We start from the raw sequence: 16,331 nt of genomic DNA on the forward strand, positions 1-16,331 counted from the left end.
CCGTCCCGGCCCGAGGATGCTGACCGGGCCGGGACGGGTGGATCACCATGGCCGCTCAGTACCGGCGCAGCAGTGGCCAGAGCGCGGGCCATGGCCGGTCCGGCCCTGTGCAGAGCACCACGGCCGCGTGCTGCTCCTGGTTCGGGGTGCCGTACCCGTTGTCGACGCGCGCCACTGTGTGGCAGGCGGTGAAGTGCTTCTCCAGGTCGGGATGGTCCGCCGGGTGGACGAGCAGCACCGGACCTGTGGCGGTGGCCGGGGGCGGGCCCCAGGCGTGCAGGCCCATGTGGCCGGAGTACGGTGCGGGCAGGCCGAGGGCGCGCCCGTACCGTGCGACGGCCCCGGCCTCTCCGTAGTTCGCGGTCAGCAGCACGGCGGTGGCCCGCTGGTCGGCGGGGATCGCCTCCCAGCCGGTGGCGGTGGTGCGGGCGAGCTGTGGCCAGCCGACCTCCTCCCCGAGGTCGGGATCGACGGCCATCGGCACGGTCAGCGCCGAAGCGGGCAGCACCGGCAGAGCGGCCAGGGCGCTGGTGAGCAGAGCCGCGATCAGTCCGCCCGCCAGCTTGGCGCGGTGCTCACTGAGCCAGTGGGCGTAGGGCTCGCAGCCGGCGGCGCTCACCGCGTACAGGAGCGGAATCGGGTAATACCCCTTGCCGCCGCCGGCCAGCACCAGCAGGCACAGCACCACCCAGGCCACCGCCACCGGTCGGGCCCAGCGCAGCTCCGGCCGGCGCCACAGGCGGCTCAGCCCGGTCAGCCACAGGGGCGCCAGCACCGGGGAGAACTGCAGCAGCTGCATCGGCAGGGCGAGCAGCCGCCCGCCGATTCCGACATCGGCGCTGATGCCTTGGGCCACCGTCAGCTCGGGCCAACCGCGCACGGCCTGCCACCACAGGGTCGGGATCGCGAAGGGAAGCGCGGCGGCGACGGCGGTGAGCGGGCCCAGCAGCGCACGCGGACGCGGTACGAACAAGCCACGCGGTCCGGCCGTCAGCGCACCCAGGGCCAGGGCCGCCAACAGCCCCAGCACCAGCAGCTTGTTCAGCAGCCCGATCCCGGCCAACGCTCCCAGCGAAGGCCACCAGTGGAATTCGCCCGTGCGCAGCAGGCGGAGCGCCAGCCAGATGATCGCCAGCCAGACCGTCAGATCGAAGGTCGCGGTGGAGAGCAGATGGCCGATTCCGAGCGTGTAGCCGGAGCAGGCCGTGGCTCCTGCCGCGAGTACCTGCCCGCCGCGTCCGGCGCCCAGCTCTCGGGCGATCAGCGCGGTGAGCGTGATCGTGACCGCGGTGAGGAGCGCGGGCAGGATCCGCACACCGGTCGGGGTGGGGCCGAAGAGCTGTGCGCCGAGCCTGGCCAGCAGCGGGGTGAGCGGTGGCTGGTCCGGGTAGCCCCAGGCCGGGTGCCGGCCGGCGAGCAGGAAGTACAGCTCGTCGCGGTGGAAGCCGTAGCGGCCCGACAGCCCGATCAACAGCGTCGCGGCAGCAGCCGCGATTCCCCCCACCGGCCCGGCTGCGAACGGCTGTAGGCACGGCTGCGACTCCCCCCGAGCATGCATGTCGCCATTGTGGCGATCCGGACGTGGCCGGAGAAGGGTCCGGAAGGCGATGGGTGGTGTCCCGTCGGTGAGCTTTGGACTCCGTCAGGCCTTGAGCTCGTTCGGGTCCCGGTAGTACGAGAACGCGCAGCGCAGCGCCTCACGTCCGGTGTAGGCGTGGACGAACGCGTCCCGGACCTGCGCAGGCAGACCGTCGCCGAGGGTGCCGGCGCTGAGGAACCAGTCGAGGTAGCGGGCCTCGTTGCCTTCCACCACGGTTTCCGCGAAGCCCGGAACGGCGTGGAAGCCGAACCACCAAGGAGCACCGCCGGCGAGGAACTCCTCGGCCCCGGGCAAGCGACCGGCCAGGGACTCCATGACGACGAGGCGCCTCACCAGCCCGGGGTGGCGCATCGCGAGGAGGAGGGCGGGGGGAGTGCTCGCGTCGATCCCCACCACGGCGGCAGAGGACACGTCCAACGCCCCAAGGAGGGCTGCGGCGTCCTCGGCCAGGGAACCGGCGTCGTATCCCGTCTCGGCCCGGGTACTCGCGCCGAGCCCGCGAAGGTCCGGGGCGATGAGTCGGCAACGGTCGGACAGGTCCGCCATGACGTCGCTCCACAGCTCCCAGGTGTGGGGGAAGCCGTGCAGCAGCAGGACGTCCGGCCCGGAACCGGCCAGGGCCACGTTCAGCTCGATGCCGTTGACAGGAATGCGGCACAGCTCGGGCATGAAAGCTCCAGGGGATAGCTGGTAACCAAAAGAGACAAGGAGACGCTAGGGAACTAGCCTGAGCGTTCCAAGACGGCACTTTCCCCTCAGGTGGTGAGCTTCAGGTGACCACGTCGAAGCACGGCGATCTGTTCAGTCCGCTGTGCCCGACTCGGCAGCTGCTCGACCGTATCGGCACCAAGTGGACCTCGATGACGGTCAAGGTATTGGCCGAAGCCGCCCCGGACGAGGTGCGCTTCGCGGAACTGCGGCGCCGTATACCGGGCATCTCCCAGAAGATGCTCTCCGTCACCCTCCAGAACCTTGTCCGTGACGGCCTGATCACCCGCCGGGTCGAACCGACGGTGCCGCCCCGTGTGCACTACCGGTTGACCGCACTGGGCCTGTCCTTGGAGGTTCCCCTCGGCGCCCTGCGCACGTGGGCGGAGCAGCACATGTCGACCATCGAACGCCACAACCGGCGCGCCGACGAGTTGTCACAAGAGCCCGCGGAACCAAGGTGATCGTGGTGAGGCGGTCCGGCCGGACCGGACGGCCATCGACCGGTGCCCGTGAGGAAGGGGGAACCTCGCGGACGAGCTAGTCCCGGCACGCGCCGTCGGTGACCGAGCCCGTGCCGTCCGCCGTGTCCGGGACGGTGGCGCAGACTTGCTTCCCGCTGTTCTCGTCGGTCACCGTCACGTGCCCGTTCGTGGAGAAGGAGTTTCCCTCTTGCGCCTTGTACCCGACCTGGTCGGCCGGTGTCGCGGAGTTCGTCAGCAGTACGTCGCGCGGTGAGGTGCTGCACGGCGGCGGGACGTACGTGGCAGCCCCTCCGGGCACTGCTCCGCTCGGATAGGCGAAGGTGGGTTCAGGGGACGAGGGGTCGCAGTCCCGGGCCTCCTTCACCGCGTTGTCGATGATGCGGCGACCGGCGGCATGCAGTCCGTCGCTTGCCCGCAGGGTCTCGAAGTAGTGGTCGAACAAGCCGAGTCCGCCCAGCACGCACAACGTCGTGCCGAGTCCGAGCAGCCAGTTCCTGAGGGACCTGTCCCGGTCCTTCGGTTCGGACCTCGTGGCCGAGAGCGCGGCAGAGGCGGCGACCACCCCACCGACCAGGAGCAGGCCTACGGCAGCCCCGATCGGGAAGGGACCCGTGTGTATCCCCTGCACCGGCAACGGCTGAGCAAGTGCCATCTGCAACGCCCCCATGTGAACACATCCGGCCGCCAGCCTAAAGGCCGTTGTGCGACGCCGCGATCGGGCGGGCCGGGGCGCGTGGGTGGGGGCCGTCTGGTCATGGCGCCGGGCCGGCTCGGCGCGGCTCGACGCGGCACCCCCGCCCCGCCCACGTATCTCAGCCGGTCGCGTTCTTCACGAACTTCGTCGTGTACGTCTTGCCGAGGTCGACGTGGGCGTTCTCGATGGCGGGATTGAATGCCCTGAGAACCCTCTCGACGGTCTCGGGACCGCCCGCGGGCATCACGCCGTCGGAAGTGAACATGGGCAGCGCGCTCTCTATCGCTGCCGCGTAACTGATCTCGTGGCCCTGTGAGTAGCCGGCGGGCATCATGTCGGCCATCTCCAACGGACCATGTGCGGCCATCCACTTGAGGGTCTTCACGAAGGCGTTGGCCAGCTTCTGGACGATCTCCTGGTGGCTGTTCACCCATCGTGTCTGCATGTAGAGGCTGGAGGAGGGGTACGCGCCGCCGAGCGCCTCCTCGGTTCCCTCGGAGGTACGCATGTCGATGAGTACCTCACCCTCGTCCTTGTTCGTGATCGTCGTGGCGGTCGGGTCGGTCGTCATCCCGGCGTCGATGGTGCCCTTCCGGAGCGCGGAAATGAACGCCGTACCGGCGCCGACCGCAACCGGTGTGAACTCACCGACCTTCACCCCGTTCTTGACCGCGAGGTACTTGGTGAGGAAGTCCGTCGAGGAGCCGAGGGCGGTGACCCCGAGCCTCTTTCCCTTGAAGTCCTTGGGCGATGTGACGGTGCCCGCCTCCTTCTTGGAGACCACCTCGACCTCACCGGGCGCCTGCGAGAACTGCACCACGGACTCCACGGCCCTGCCCTTCACCTGGAGGTCGAGGGTGTGGTCGTAGAAGCCGACCACACCCTGGATCTGGCCGGAGACGAGCCTGCTCTCGGCCTGGACACCCGCAGGCTGGCTCAACAGCTGGACGTCCAGACCTTGTTCCTTGAAGTAGCCGAGCCGCTCGGTGAGCATCGCGGGAAGATAGATGACCTTGTCCAGGCCGCCGACCATGATCTTGACTTGCTCTCCCTTGCCCGCTGCGCCCCCACCGCCGGTGTCGGCTGTCGAACTGGCCGCAGTGGTGCCGCAGGCGGTGAGCGATGCAAGGGCGAGCAGACCGGCGGCGGCCAGTGCCGAGTGTCTGGCGGTCCTGCGCATGGCGGTTCACGTCCTCATGAGAAGTGCGAAACGGGAGAGATCGCCCGGACCTCGGCAGTGCCGGCTGCGGACGAGTCCGCAGGCGCTGCCCAGAGCCACGAAGTCTCCGCGCCCGAACAGCTCGTGTCTGCGCTCATGGCGGGGACTGTAGTTGTTTGACGTTTACAGCATCAGCCTTTGCGCGCATGCCGGTTCTTCTGCGCGCAAAAGCTGATTCTGCTCATTTCGCTCACACTCGTGGACGCCCACGCCACCTCGCCCGTCCCCGCACGCCCCCGACCGCGTTGCCGGGTCTCAGGCCCCGGCGGGGGTGGCCGGGCCGGGGACGTTGCGGAAGCGGAACGGCTCCGGTTCGCGGCCGGCCTGGATGAACCAGCACTCCGAGCAGGGCCTGCCGGTCATCCCGGCCGAGGCCGTCGCGGACACGGTGCTGCGGATGGTCACAGGCGACGGCACCGGCGCCGCCGGTCGCGGCTCCCTGCGACCATACCGACCAGCAGGTACGTCGTATTCGTGATATTCCCCACAGGTCATCCGCGTGCGCGGGGCCCTATGGTCCGGGGGGTCGCCCGTCGACGGATGGATCGGTCGACCGGTGCGCATCGAGCCGAAAACGTGACCCCCGTCGGCCTTATCGCGCATTCCAACCAGTCGGTATCGTGCGCCGCCACGCCCGATGCTTCACCGCCACCTCCCACGGATCCGAGCCGCACCGGAAGGCCATGCGATGACACACCCCGACGACAACCGGTACCTCCCGCCAGCACCGCCGGGGTGGCCGCAGTCGTGGGCCGAGCCCCGTCAACACCATGCGTACGGATACGACGCCCCTTCGTACGCCCCCTACGGGCAGGCCCCCTGGCGACCGTCGCAGACGCACGAGCCCCGTCCGCACGATGCCGACCTCACCGCCCTCCGCTCGGCCTACCAGGTGCTGCGCCGGGTCTCCACGCTCACCGCGCTGGGCTCGTTCGTGGTGTATCTGGTGCTGTCCTGCTGCGCGCCGGATCTGATGGGTTCCCGGATCGCGGGGGAGCTGAGCCTCGGAATGGGCCTCGGGATCCTCCAACTCGTCGTCACCTTCGCGGCCGTCCTCTGGTACGGACGCGGCGCGGAGCACTCCGTCGATCCGCTGGCGCGGGCCGTCAGGGAGCGGACGGTCCGACCGGACCGGGATGCCGGAGTCACGGGATGAACGACTTCGGATCAGGGACCCAGGCGATCGTCCTGGTCCTGTTCAGCACGCTGGTGACCCTCACGCTGCTGATGTGCGTGATGGCGGGACCGGACCGCGACGACCTGACGAACTTCTACACCGGCTACCTCTCGCTCACCCCCCTCAAGAACGGCCTGGCCATCGCGGGCGACTACATCTCCGCGGCCACCGTGCTGAGCACCACCGGCATCATCGCCCTCGCCGGATACGACGGGTACGTCCTCGCGGTCAGTACCGCCCTGTCCCTGGTGCTGCTGATGTTCCTGCTGGCCGAACCGCTGCGCAACGCCGGCAGTTTCACCATGGGCGACGTCCTGGCCCGCAACATGCCCGGGCGCGCCGTCCGTATCGCCTCCTGCGTGGTGACGCTCTCGGCGACCCTCCCCTTCCTGGTCGTCCAGCTCTCCGGGGCCGGGTCGCTGCTCACCTTCATCCTGGGCATGCCGCACCAGGCCGGTGCCAGGACGACCTGTGTCGTCCTCGTCGGCAGCCTGATGATCATCTACGCGGCGATCGGCGGCATGCGGGGCACCGCGCTCATCCAGATGATCAAGATCGTGTTCCTGCTCGGCACCAGCGCCACCGTCGCCGCGCTGGTCCTCAACCGCTTCCACTGGAGCCTCGGCGAGATGCTCCGAGCCGCCGAGCGCGGCAGCGGAACGGGCCCGGCCTACCTCCAGCAGGGCCTCCAACTGGGCACCTCGGCAGGTCAACGGCTGGATTTCGCCGGCCTTCAGATCACCGTGATCCTCGGCGCGGCCTGCCTGCCGCACATCACGATGCGCCTGTACTCCGCGCGGGACGCGCCCGCCGTGCGCCGCTCCATGTCCTGGGCGGTCGGTACGGTCACCACGTTCTGCCTGACGGTCATCATCATGGGTACGGGCGCGGCGGCCCTGGTGGGATCGCAGTACATCACCGCGGCCGACCCGCACGGCAGGACCTCGGTGCTCATGCTGTCCCGGGCGCTCGGTGGCGGCACCGGCTCCGCGGGCACCACGGTCCTCTACGCGGCGATGGCCGGCACGGTGTTCATCACCCTGCTGTCCTCCGTTTCGGGGATGACCCTGGCCGCGGCCTCGTCGCTCGCCCACGACCTGTTCGCCCACGCGCTACGGCGGGAACGGGCGGCGCCGCGTACGGAGATGACGGTGGCGGCGTGGACGAGCGTGGCGGTGGGGACCGTGGCCATCCTGCTGTCGGTGCTGGTCCAGAACTGGGACGTGGCCGTACTGACCACGCTGGCGATCTGCATCGGGGCATCGGCCGTCGCGCCGGCGTTGACCTACTCCCTGTTCTGGCGCGGATTCACCCGCACCGGCCTGCTCGCCAGCCTTTACGGGGGCACGGCCTGCGCCCTCGTCCTGATGGGCTTCTCCAAGGCCGTCTCGGGCACTCCGTCCGCCGTCTTCCCGAACGTCGACTTCCACTGGTTCCCCATGCAGTCCACCGGCCTCGTCTCCATCCCGTTCGGCTATCTGGCGGGCTGGCTGGGCAGCCGGCTGGACCACCGACGCCGCGCCGCCGAGAGCCGCGAGAGCCGACGGCTGTACGAGGAGAGCGAGGCACGGCTGCTCGCCGCGGCCGAATGAGCACGAGCGGTCGCGGCCGAATGAGAACAAGGGGTCGCGGCCGACTCAGCACAAGCCGTCAGGTGCGGGTGCCGGCCAGTGGTTGTTCCGTCCACACGGTCTTGCCCTCGCGGGTGTAGCGGGTGCCCCAGCGTTCGGCCAGCTGGGCCACCAGGAACAGGCCGCGGCCGCCCTCGTCGGTGGTGCGGGCGCGGCGCAGATGCGGTGCGGTGTGGCTGGTGTCGCTGACCTCGCACACCAGGGACCGTTCACGGATCAGCCGCAGGGTCGCGGGGCCGCCGGCGTACCGGTAGACATTGGTGACCAGTTCGCTGGCGATCAGCTCGGTCGTGAACGCCAAGTGCTCCAGACCCCATTCGGTCAGTTTGGCCGAGGTCAGCTCCCGGGCCCGGGCGGCGCTGGCCGGCTCCAGCGGCAGACTCCAGGAGGCGACATCGTCCGGTGACAGCGTGCGGGTGCGGGCGATCAGCAGAGCGACGTCGTCGATGGGACGCGACGGCACGAGCGAGTCGACCACCGCTTGGCACGTTCGTTCCAGCGCGTCGGCAGGGTGGGTCAGCGCCGAGCACAGCTTGGTCAGGCCGACGTCGGCGTCGATGTGGCGTTCGCCGATGACTCCATTGGTGTAGAGACACAGCAGGCTCCCCCCGGCCAGTTCGATCTCCCGGGCCTCGAACGGCAGCCCGCCCAGGCCGAGCGGTGGACCGGCGGGCAGGTCCAGGGGAGCCGCCTGTCCGTCCGGAGCCGTCACCACCGGTGGCGGGTGGCCGGCGCGGGCCACGGAGCACCGCCCGGAGACCGGGTCGTACACGGCGTACAGACAGGTGGCGCCGACGACCTGCTCGCCCACGGGCCGTTCGCCGGCCGCCTCCTGCTCGGCCGCCAGCAGGTTGACCAGGTCGTCCAGGCGGGAGAGGACCTCGTCCGGCTCCAGGTCGAGGCTGGCAAGCGTGTGTACGGCGGTGCGCAGCCGGCCCATGGTGGCGGCCGCGTGGATGCCGCGGCCCACCACGTCGCCGACGACGAGGGCGACCCGGGCCCCGGACAGGGGGATGACGTCGAACCAGTCGCCGCCCAGACCGGGGGCTGCGCTGGCCGGAAGATAACGCAGGGCCACCTCGACGGCCGACTGGTCCGGAACCCCCCGGGGCAGCAGACTGCTCTGCAAGGTGAACGCGGTCTGCTGCTGCTGGGTGAAGCGCCGGGCGTTGTCGATGGCGACGGCCGCGCGCGCGGCGAGTTCCTGGGCGAGGGTGAGGTCGTCCGCCTCGAAGGCGTCGGGACGGCGTGAACGCCACAGGGTCATCACACCCAGGACCAGGCCCCGTGCGGCGAGAGGCACCACGATCAGCGAGTGGACGCCCAGGTCCGGAGCATGGGCCCCCTGGCGGCCTTCCCTCGAGAACCAGTCGGCCGGGAGAACCGGCTCCAGGACGGGCCGCCCTTCGGCCAGGCATCTGGCCTGGGGTGTGTCGGACCCGAACTCCACGGGTTCGCCGTGGGGGTGAGGCGGGCCGGGCTGCTGGGCACCGACGCTGCAGGCCCCCAGCCGTACCACGGGCCCGGCCAGGACCCGCGCCAGTTCCTCACCGCGCGTCACCGGTTGCAGCAGGTCGACCGAGGCGTGGTCGGCGAGGTGGGGCACCATCACCTCGGCGAGTTCCCGGGCGGTCTCCGCGACGTCGAGGGTGGTTCCGATCCGGCTGCCGGCCTGGTCGAGGAGCGCGAGCCGGCGCTGGGCCCGATGCCGTTCGGTGATGTCCTCGATCATCTCGGCCACACCCAGGACACGGCCGGAGGGATCCTCCATCGGGAAGGACGAGACCATCGCGACCTGCTCTCGCGCCGGATCCCACTGCAGCCGGACGAACTGCTCCGAGTAGACCATCGGCCTACCGGTGTCCATCACCTGGCGGACCCGGTCCACGGCCCTGCGAGCGTCGTCGGGGAGGAGGAAACAGCCGGTGGGGAGCCCCTGGAAGTCCGCAGCGGGCACACCGGTGAAGCGTTCGATGGCCCGGTTGACCCGGAGAATGCTCAGGTCGGGGCCGTGGACGACCAGACCGATGGGGCAGCGGCGGTACAGCCCGTCGAGAACCGCGCGGTCCCGCTGCCACTCCAGGACGTCAACCGCGAGTGCCCCGGCGAGAATCCACTCCCGGACCCGGTCGCCACGGGAGAGCGCATGGGCCCTGAGCCCCATCTCCACGAGCCGCCCGTCGCGGTGGCGCACCTTGACCACGCCGGACCAGCCGCCGGCTCTCCTGCCGTTCGTCGCGGCCTCCGTGACGGCCGGCAGATCACGAGGATCGACGAGGACCTCGATGGCCGGACGGCCGAGGACGGCGGTGTCCGGATGGCCGAGCAGTTCCTGGGCCCGCTGGTTCCACCCGACCACGACACCCCGGTCGTCGAGCACCGCCACGGCGGCCAGATGCAGGGCGAACGGATCGGCGTGGCTCTCGCTGAACTCCTTCATCCGCTCCTCCACCGCTGGACCGGAGGGGCCCTGGCCGCTGCCCTGCTGATGCCATGTACGCCTATTGAAACCCGGCGGGATGGCTCGGACTCGCTCGCCGCGTGCCACGGCGTGGCGCCCCGGCCGTCTTCAGCTCGCGTGCCGCCAGAGCCCAGCTCAGCTCGACCGCCGTGTCCGGGGCGTCCAGGCTGGTGCCGGTCAGCTCCTCGAAACGGCGCAGCCGGTAGCGGACGGTGTTGACATGCACATGTGCGCTGCGGGCGACCTCGCGGACGTGCCGCCCCCTTTCCAGGTAGTCCCGCACCGACTGCTCGATGAGCGCACCGAACTCGCCCTGAGCGGCACGCCCCGGGCGGCCCGGTCACCGGCCACGTCTGCCTCGTCGAAGTCCTCCGGCGCGGGCACCGTCCCCTCGCGCAGCACCGCGAGAGCCCGCTGGAAGTACCGGTGCCAGATCTGGTCCAGGAGTTCCCGCGGGACCGCGCGATAGGAGGGGATGTGGTCCGTCAGATCCGCGTGCAGGCGCCCGCCCAGGTGCCGCTGCTTCGCGGTCATCGCGGCGATGACCCGTTCGAGGGACGCCGCCGCGCCCGGCCGTCCCGGCATGGACCCCACCTCCGTCCCTGTGGCACAGCCGTTGTGCGACTGAACAATATGCCGCCCCCGACCCTTGGCCGGCGGGCCGTCGACAACCCGCCGCCACGGGAAGCACAGTGGCAGAGCCGCCGGAGCGGCCCGATCGGACCCGCCCACCTGACGAGGCGCCGGCCGACCGGACTCAGGGCGCCCTCATCCCACCGAACCACCTGACGAAGAGTACGGAGACCCCCATGACCGACGACCACCACCACCGACCCGACCGCGCCGACGCCGACGCCGACGCCGGCCCGCGCCTCGCGCCACTGCCCGAGGACGACTGGGACCCCTCCACCCGGGCCCTGCTCGCGTCGATTCCCCGGGACGCAGACGGCCGCCCCGCCAACGTCTTCACCACCCTGGTGCGGCACCCCGACCTCTTCCGGCACTTCCTGCCGTTCGGCAGCCATCTGCTGCGCGACGGCCGTCTGTCCGACCGGACCCGGGAACTGCTGATCCTGCGCACCGCGTGCAACACCCGCGCGGAGTACGAATGGGGGAGGCACGCTCCGCTCGCCAGGGCCGCCGGGGTCACCGACGAGGAGATCCGCCGGGTGGGCGAGGGCCCGGACGCCCGGGGGTGGGCGCCGTCCGACGCCCGTCTGCTGCGCGCCGCCGACGAACTGCACCGCGACGCCCGCCTGTCCGCCGCCACCTGGGCCGCGCTCGCCGCCGACCACGACGAGGCACAGCTGATCGAAATCACCATGCTCGTCGGCCAGTACCACATGGTCGCGTTCTTCCTGAACTCCGCCGGCACCCGGCTCGAACCCGGCTTCGACGCGGAGACTCTGCCCACGACCGCGGGGACCGGCGCGGACACGGCGGGACGGGAACACGACGATGTCTGAGCGCCGGAACCCCGCGAACCCGCCGATCGGCCTGCTGACCGGCCGTAACGTACTGGTCATCGGCGCTGGCACCCGCCCCAGCGACGATCCCGAGGCGCCCGTGGGCAACGGGCTGGCGGTGCCGTGCTCGCCGCCCGCGAGGGGGCCGACGTGGCCTGCGCCGACGTCTCCCGCTCCGCTGCGGCGGCCACCGCCGCCCTGGTCGGTGAGGAGGGCGCCCGTGGTGTCACCGTGGCCGGTGACGCCACGGATCCCGGTCAGTCCTCGGCCATGGTCGCCGAGGCCCGCCGCGCGCTGGGCACGCTCGACGGGATCGTGGTCAACGTCGGCATCGGCCTCGGCACGGGCCTGGGGGACACCTCACCGCAGCAGTGGGAACGGGTCCTCTCGGTCAACCTGGGCGCCCCCTTCCTCGCCGCCAAGTACGGGCTGCCCGCGGTCGCCGACGGCGGGTCGATCGTCTTCGTCGGCTCGGTGGCCGGACTGCGCGCGGCCACCGGCTCGCCCGCCTACGACAGCTCCAAGGCGGGTCTGTTCGGCCTGACCCGCCATGTCGCCAAGGAAGGCGCGCCGCGCGGGATCCGCGCCAACCTGGTCGTCCCGGGCCTGATCGACACCCCGATGGGCCGCGAGGCCTCGGCCCGGCGGGCGACGCGTTCCTCCTCGTTCGCCCGTATACCGCTGGGACGCCAGGGAACCGCCTGGGAAGTGGCCGAAGCCGTCACCTTCCTGCTCTCCGACCGGGCCTCCTACATCACCGGGCAGAGCCTGGTGGTGGACGGAGGACTGAACGCCGTCTGAGACGGATGCGAAGGCCCGCGGACGTATTCCCCCGTGCGGGAATGCAAGAGCATCAACTCACCCGGACCAGGGCCGCCACCCCCGTCCTCGTCGACGCCGGCCGCGCTTTCGCCCGCTACCCGTTCCTGCGCGACCCCGGCCGGGCGATCCCCGACCTCTGCTACGACGTCACTTCCCAACTCGCCGTCAGGCCGGCATCCCCGCCACGGCCGACACACTCAAGCGGCGACGCCGAGCCCTGCCCGACCGACCTCGTCAAAGCACTCACTCGACGCATCGGTCCCTGACGGCGCAGGTGTGGTGCGGCCGGGGTGAGTCCGCGCCGCACGTCATGACAGGCCGTTGACCAGCCCGGCGAACACGGAAGGCAGTCGTACGGCGGCCGGGACGATCAGGCCGGCGAGCCGGGGATGGGCGCGGGCCCGTACCAGCGCGTCGGTGAGCAGGCGATGCCGGCGGGAGGCTCGGCGCCAGGCGCGTTCGTAGTCGAGGGGCCGTCCGTCGCGGACGCAGCGGACGAGCTGGGCGGCGCCGGCCAGGGCGAGGGAGATGCCCTCGCCGGTGAGCGCGTCGATGTAACCGGCGGCGTCGCCCACCAGCAGGATCCTGCCGGCCACCCGGCTGCGGACCCGCTGCCGCAGCGGTCCGGCGCCCCGTACGGGGGAGCAGGCGTGGGCGCGCAGGCGGGCGGTCAGGGACGGAAAACCGGTGAGGTGCGTGTCGAACGGTGCCCGTTCGCCGGTCAGGACGGCCACGCCGAGCAGTCCGGGTCCCAGCGGGGTGACGTAGGCCTCGGCTCGGGCGGACCAGTGGACCTCCACGTGGTCGGTCCAGGCGGCGATGGCGAAGTGCCGGCGCAGCCCGTAGCGGGGCGGCCGAGAATCCGGCATGGCCAGGCCGAGGTGGCGGCGGACGGGTGAGTGCAGGCCGTCCGCGGCGGCGAGGTAACGGGCGGTCAGCCCGCCCGCGGTGACGCTGCCGGCGGCCTGCCGGACCGTCACCGGATCGACCTTGACCGGGTGCACGGGGACGCCCAGTTCCGCCACCCGGCGGGCCAGGGCCGAGTGCAGGTCCGTGCGCCGCACGCCCAGGCCGTCCCCGTGACGGAAGACGGCCTCCGCTCGCCGGCCCTCATCGGCTTCGAGGTACCGGATGCCGCGCAGGGGGTGCCCGGGCGGGGTGACACCCAGTTCGGCGAGGGCCCGCACAGCGCCCGGCATCAGTCCTTCGCCGCAGGCCTTGTCGATCGGTGTCGTCCGGGGTTCGGCCACGGCCACGTCGAGTCCGGCACGGGCGGCGTGGATCGCGGTGACCAGCCCGGCCGGTCCGCCGCCGACGATCAGCAGGTCGAGCATGACGAGGTCGCGGCGGCCGGGGGAGGGGCGGACAGGGCCAGTGCCGCGTTCTCGCAGCGGAGCCGGACGGCCAGCAGAGGCAGATTGAGCAGGGTGAAGCCGGTCGCCGTCAACCATGCCCCGTGGACCAGGGGGAGAGCGAGTCCCTCCACGGCCACGGCGAGGTAGTTGGGGTGGCGCAGCAGCCGGTAGGGGCCGCTGTCGACCAGGGGCAGACCGGGCACGACGATGACCCGGGTGTTCCAGCGCGGTCCGAGGGTGCTGATGCACCACCAGCGAAGTGCCTGGGCCCCGATGGTGAGCGCCAGCATCGGCCAGCCGAGCAGCGGCAGGAAGGGACGCCCGGACAGGTGGGTCTCGACGAGGCAGCCGGCCAGCAGTCCGGTGTGCAGGGCGACCATCACCGGGTAGTGGCCGTCTCCGTACGACAAACCGCCGTGCGCTCGGCTCCAGGCCGCGTTGCGGCGCGCGACGACGAGCTCGGCGATCCGCTCGGCGGCCACCAGCAGGATCAGCACGGTGTAACCGGTCATCCGTCACCTACCAGCGCAGGAGTACGAGTTCGGAACTGAAGCCGGGCCCGAGCGCCAGCAGCAGGCCTGGCGTGTCGCGGGGCGGCGGGCGCAGGTCCAGGGTGTCGCGCAGGACGTGCAGCACGGAAGCCGAGGAGAGGTTGCCGACGTGGGCGAGCGAGCGCCAGGTCAGCTCCAGCGATGCCGGCCCGAGGCCGAGGGTCTCCTGGAGTGCCTCCAGTACCTTGGGGCCGCCGGGGTGGCAGACCCAGCCGGTGATGTCGTCCGGTTTGAGGTCGTGCGCGGCCAGGAAGGAGTGCACCTCCTCGCCCAGGTGGAGCCGGACCAGATCCGGCAGTTCGGCGCCGAGCACGATCGCGAAGCCACGGTCGCCGATGTCCCAGCCCAGGGCTCGCTCCGTGCCCGGATAAAGGCGGCTGCGAGTGGCCACCACGCGGGGTCCGGCGCACTCCCGGAGCCGGGGATGGTCCCGGCCGACGGCGACCAGCGCCGCGGCGCCGTCACCGAACAGCGCGCCGACCACCATGTTCCGCACGGAGGTGTCACCGCGCTGGAGTGTGAGGGAGCACAGCTCGACCGAGAGCAGTACCGCGACCTGGTCCGGATGACCCTGCAGGTAGTCGTGGACCCGGGCCAGCCCGGCGGCGCCGGCGACGCAGCCCAGGCCGAAGACGGGCACCCGTTTCACGTCCGGCCGCAGTCCCAGGCGTCCGGCCAGCCGGGCCTCCAGCGACGGGGCGGCGATGCCGGTGACCGAGGTGGCGAAGACGAGGTCCACCTGGTCCGGGGCGAGGCCGGCCTGGTCAAGGGCGGCGCGCAGGGCCTCCTCGCCGAGCCGCAGGCCTTCCTCGATGAACAGGTCGTTGGCCTGACCGAAACCGTCCAGCAGGGCGTACCGCTCCAGGGGCAGGACGAGATGACGGGTGCGCACGCATGCCGTGGCGTGCAGCCGATCCAGCGTGCCACGGTCCCACGCCGTGCCGTCGGCTCCGGGACGGCACATCGCCGCGAGGGCATCGGCGATTTCACGCTGGTGGTAGCGGTGCGCCGGGAGCACGCCCTGGACGGCGACGATATGCGTCATAAGAGCAGAATAGGTTGATATGTGAATGTCACTCATGAAATGAGTGTCACCGGCATTTCGCGCGCGCGGCGGCAGAAGGAGCGGGCCGGCCGGGCCTAGCATCGGGGCGTGCACGATGTCGGAACGAGGCACCCGCCGGCCGTGGCGGAATCGCGCCACCGCGGGCTCGGACCGGTCGGCGGGCTGCTGCTGGCCGCTCACCCGGCGCCCTCGGCGACCGTGACGGCGGTGGTCACCGCCCTGGCCGCCGCGTCCGGAAGGGGCACTGCCGGCACCGCGCTGACCGCGGCGGCCCTGCTCACCGGACAGCTGTCGGTTGGGTGGAGCAACGATCTGATCGACGCCCGCCGGGACGTGGCCGCCGCGCGACGCGACAAACCCCTGGCGGCCGGGGAGACCTCCGCACGGGCGGTGAAGGCCGCGGCGGGCTGCGCCCTCGCGGTGTGCGTGCCCCTTTCCCTCGGGAACGGATGGCGGGCGGGAAGCGCGCACCTGCTCGGCGTGGCCGCCGCCTGGGGCTACAACCTCGGTCTCAAGCGGACCATCTGGTCGTGGTCGCCCTACGCCGTCGCCTTCGGGCTGCTGCCCGCGTACGTCACCCTCTCCCTGCCGGGAGCCCCGCGGCCGCACTGGTGGGCGACGGCCGGCGCCGCGATGCTGGGCGTGGGGGCCCATGCCGCGAACGTCCTGCCGGACATCGACGACGACCTCGCGGCGGACATCCGCGGCCTGCCCCAGCGTCTCGGGAACCGCGGTGCGCGGACGCTGGCGGCGGCGGCGCTCGGCGCGGGCTCCGCGGTGCTGGTCCTGGGGCCGGCCGGACCCGTCGGCCTTACCGGACGAGTCGGGCTCGCGGCAGCCGGCGCGCTCTCGCTCACCGCCGCCCTGTGGCCGGCCGGGCGAAGCCGGACACCCTTCCTCGCCTGCCTGGGCCTGGCCGCTGCCGACGTCGCCCTCCTGCTACTCCGCGGCGCACGTCTCAGCTGACCCGCCTGACGGCACGGCCTTGCGGTTACGGCTGCTGACCCGCGAAGCGCCCGAAGCTCGGTCAGGAGTTCGGGAGTGGCCGTCTTTCCGTCGTGCGGGTGGTTTACCGCCGCACGCCCCCGGGACCGGC

At 71.6% G+C, this 16,331-nt stretch carries 17 protein-coding genes and 1 pseudogene; 7 read left to right on the forward strand and 11 right to left on the reverse strand.

Annotated features, from left to right (window positions below; translation table 11 throughout):
- Positions 1-55: 55 nt before the first annotated feature.
- Together ACFYMM_RS17300 and ACFYMM_RS17305 are read right to left on the reverse strand one after the other, a co-directional pair.
- Positions 56-1,558 (reverse strand): ArnT family glycosyltransferase, encoded by a 1,503-nt coding sequence (locus tag ACFYMM_RS17300; RefSeq protein ID WP_388387175.1) that lies wholly within the window; start codon positions 1,556-1,558, stop codon positions 56-58.
- A gap of 108 nt (positions 1,559-1,666) precedes the next feature.
- Positions 1,667-2,269 (reverse strand): annotated as a pseudogene (locus ACFYMM_RS17305) (alpha/beta fold hydrolase); the annotation flags it as partial.
- Positions 2,270-2,373: 104 nt separating this feature from the next.
- Here ACFYMM_RS17305 and ACFYMM_RS17310 point away from each other — a divergent pair.
- Positions 2,374-2,772: a winged helix-turn-helix transcriptional regulator gene (locus ACFYMM_RS17310; RefSeq protein ID WP_388387177.1), complete on the forward strand. Its 399-nt coding sequence runs from the start codon at positions 2,374-2,376 to the stop codon at positions 2,770-2,772.
- A 76-nt stretch (positions 2,773-2,848) separates the two neighbouring features.
- Here ACFYMM_RS17310 and ACFYMM_RS17315 read toward each other — a convergent pair whose 3' ends face one another.
- From ACFYMM_RS17315 to ACFYMM_RS17325, 3 genes are all read right to left on the reverse strand, one after another.
- Positions 2,849-3,445, reverse strand: a complete 597-nt coding sequence (locus ACFYMM_RS17315; RefSeq protein ID WP_388387179.1) for a hypothetical protein — start codon at positions 3,443-3,445, stop codon at positions 2,849-2,851.
- A gap of 160 nt (positions 3,446-3,605) precedes the next feature.
- Positions 3,606-4,667 carry an ABC transporter substrate-binding protein gene (locus ACFYMM_RS17320; RefSeq protein ID WP_388387181.1) on the reverse strand — a complete coding sequence of 354 codons (1,062 nt, stop codon included), beginning with the start codon at positions 4,665-4,667 and terminating at the stop codon, positions 3,606-3,608.
- 294 nt (positions 4,668-4,961) lie between these two features.
- Positions 4,962-5,111, reverse strand: coding sequence for a hypothetical protein (locus ACFYMM_RS17325; RefSeq protein WP_388387183.1), 150 nt, complete (start codon positions 5,109-5,111; stop codon positions 4,962-4,964).
- 283 nt (positions 5,112-5,394) lie between these two features.
- Here ACFYMM_RS17325 and ACFYMM_RS17330 point away from each other — a divergent pair, with 283 nt between their 5' ends.
- The gene (locus tag ACFYMM_RS17330; RefSeq protein ID WP_388387185.1) at positions 5,395-5,862 is read left to right on the forward strand and encodes a DUF485 domain-containing protein; all 468 of its coding nucleotides are present in this window, start codon (positions 5,395-5,397) and stop codon (positions 5,860-5,862) included.
- Complete coding sequence (locus ACFYMM_RS17335) at positions 5,859-7,475, forward strand: cation acetate symporter (protein ID WP_388387187.1); 1,617 nt, start codon at positions 5,859-5,861, stop codon at positions 7,473-7,475. The genes ACFYMM_RS17330 and ACFYMM_RS17335 overlap by 4 nt, the downstream gene beginning before the upstream one ends.
- Before the next feature lie 58 nt (positions 7,476-7,533).
- Here the strand turns inward: ACFYMM_RS17335 and ACFYMM_RS17340 are convergent, their stop codons facing one another.
- The 3 genes from ACFYMM_RS17340 to ACFYMM_RS17350 all read right to left on the reverse strand — a co-directional run bounded on the left by ACFYMM_RS17340 (position 7,534) and on the right by ACFYMM_RS17350 (position 10,560).
- Entirely contained in the window at positions 7,534-9,954 is a 2,421-nt protein-coding gene (locus ACFYMM_RS17340) for a SpoIIE family protein phosphatase (protein ID WP_388387189.1), read from the reverse strand.
- Positions 9,955-10,015: 61 nt separating this feature from the next.
- Complete coding sequence (locus ACFYMM_RS17345; protein WP_388387192.1) at positions 10,016-10,258, reverse strand: helix-turn-helix domain-containing protein; 243 nt, start codon at positions 10,256-10,258, stop codon at positions 10,016-10,018.
- Positions 10,153-10,560: a hypothetical protein gene (locus ACFYMM_RS17350; protein WP_388387361.1), complete on the reverse strand. Its 408-nt coding sequence runs from the start codon at positions 10,558-10,560 to the stop codon at positions 10,153-10,155. Before ACFYMM_RS17350 ends, ACFYMM_RS17345 begins: the two co-directional genes overlap by 106 nt.
- Before the next feature lie 224 nt (positions 10,561-10,784).
- Between ACFYMM_RS17350 and ACFYMM_RS17355 the strand changes: the two genes are divergently transcribed.
- The 3 genes from ACFYMM_RS17355 to ACFYMM_RS17365 all read left to right on the forward strand — a co-directional run bounded on the left by ACFYMM_RS17355 (position 10,785) and on the right by ACFYMM_RS17365 (position 12,529).
- A complete protein-coding gene (locus tag ACFYMM_RS17355) occupies positions 10,785-11,441 on the forward strand; it encodes a carboxymuconolactone decarboxylase family protein (protein ID WP_388387194.1) in 657 nt (218 codons plus the stop codon).
- A 123-nt stretch (positions 11,442-11,564) separates the two neighbouring features.
- Positions 11,565-12,242 (forward strand): SDR family NAD(P)-dependent oxidoreductase, encoded by a 678-nt coding sequence (locus ACFYMM_RS17360; RefSeq protein WP_388387196.1) that lies wholly within the window; start codon positions 11,565-11,567, stop codon positions 12,240-12,242.
- 41 nt (positions 12,243-12,283) lie between these two features.
- Positions 12,284-12,529, forward strand: a complete 246-nt coding sequence (locus tag ACFYMM_RS17365; RefSeq protein ID WP_388387198.1) for a hypothetical protein — start codon at positions 12,284-12,286, stop codon at positions 12,527-12,529.
- Positions 12,530-12,571: 42 nt separating this feature from the next.
- Here the strand turns inward: ACFYMM_RS17365 and ACFYMM_RS17370 are convergent, their stop codons facing one another.
- Genes ACFYMM_RS17370 through ACFYMM_RS17380 form a run of 3 tightly spaced genes read right to left on the reverse strand, consistent with a single transcriptional unit; the run spans position 12,572 to position 15,214 of the window.
- Complete coding sequence (locus ACFYMM_RS17370) at positions 12,572-13,597, reverse strand: NAD(P)/FAD-dependent oxidoreductase (RefSeq protein WP_388387200.1); 1,026 nt, start codon at positions 13,595-13,597, stop codon at positions 12,572-12,574.
- Entirely contained in the window at positions 13,582-14,130 is a 549-nt protein-coding gene (locus ACFYMM_RS17375; protein ID WP_388387202.1) for an isoprenylcysteine carboxyl methyltransferase family protein, read from the reverse strand. The genes ACFYMM_RS17370 and ACFYMM_RS17375 overlap by 16 nt, the downstream gene beginning before the upstream one ends.
- A 7-nt stretch (positions 14,131-14,137) precedes the next feature.
- Complete coding sequence (locus ACFYMM_RS17380; protein WP_388387204.1) at positions 14,138-15,214, reverse strand: type III polyketide synthase; 1,077 nt, start codon at positions 15,212-15,214, stop codon at positions 14,138-14,140.
- Between the two features lie 108 nt (positions 15,215-15,322).
- On the opposite strand from ACFYMM_RS17380, the gene ACFYMM_RS17385 reads away from it, so the two are divergent.
- Positions 15,323-16,201, forward strand: a complete 879-nt coding sequence (locus ACFYMM_RS17385) for a UbiA family prenyltransferase (protein WP_388387206.1) — start codon at positions 15,323-15,325, stop codon at positions 16,199-16,201.
- Positions 16,202-16,331 lie beyond the last annotated feature (130 nt).

This window comes from Streptomyces sp. NPDC006739 (assembly GCF_042869815.1).
Classification (GTDB): Bacteria; Actinomycetota; Actinomycetes; order Streptomycetales; family Streptomycetaceae; genus Streptomyces.

What these genes read in the sequence shown, in the direction of transcription:
- ACFYMM_RS17365 (WP_388387198.1), top strand. Translation starts at nt 12,284, where the DNA reads ATGCAAGAGCATCAACTCACCCGGACCAGGGCCGCCACCCCCGTCCTC.
- ACFYMM_RS17300 (WP_388387175.1), bottom strand. Translation starts at nt 1,558, where the DNA reads ATGCATGCTCGGGGGGAGTCGCAGCCGTGCCTACAGCCGTTCGCAGCC.
- ACFYMM_RS17350 (WP_388387361.1), bottom strand. Translation starts at nt 10,560, where the DNA reads ATGCCGGGACGGCCGGGCGCGGCGGCGTCCCTCGAACGGGTCATCGCC.
- ACFYMM_RS17340 (WP_388387189.1), bottom strand. Translation starts at nt 9,954, where the DNA reads ATGAAGGAGTTCAGCGAGAGCCACGCCGATCCGTTCGCCCTGCATCTG.
- ACFYMM_RS17315 (WP_388387179.1), bottom strand. Translation starts at nt 3,445, where the DNA reads ATGGCACTTGCTCAGCCGTTGCCGGTGCAGGGGATACACACGGGTCCC.
- ACFYMM_RS17320 (WP_388387181.1), bottom strand. Translation starts at nt 4,667, where the DNA reads ATGCGCAGGACCGCCAGACACTCGGCACTGGCCGCCGCCGGTCTGCTC.
- ACFYMM_RS17370 (WP_388387200.1), bottom strand. Translation starts at nt 13,597, where the DNA reads ATGCTCGACCTGCTGATCGTCGGCGGCGGACCGGCCGGGCTGGTCACC.
- ACFYMM_RS17355 (WP_388387194.1), top strand. Translation starts at nt 10,785, where the DNA reads ATGACCGACGACCACCACCACCGACCCGACCGCGCCGACGCCGACGCC.
- ACFYMM_RS17375 (WP_388387202.1), bottom strand. Translation starts at nt 14,130, where the DNA reads ATGACCGGTTACACCGTGCTGATCCTGCTGGTGGCCGCCGAGCGGATC.
- ACFYMM_RS17335 (WP_388387187.1), top strand. Translation starts at nt 5,859, where the DNA reads ATGAACGACTTCGGATCAGGGACCCAGGCGATCGTCCTGGTCCTGTTC.
- ACFYMM_RS17330 (WP_388387185.1), top strand. Translation starts at nt 5,395, where the DNA reads ATGACACACCCCGACGACAACCGGTACCTCCCGCCAGCACCGCCGGGG.
- ACFYMM_RS17380 (WP_388387204.1), bottom strand. Translation starts at nt 15,214, where the DNA reads ATGACGCATATCGTCGCCGTCCAGGGCGTGCTCCCGGCGCACCGCTAC.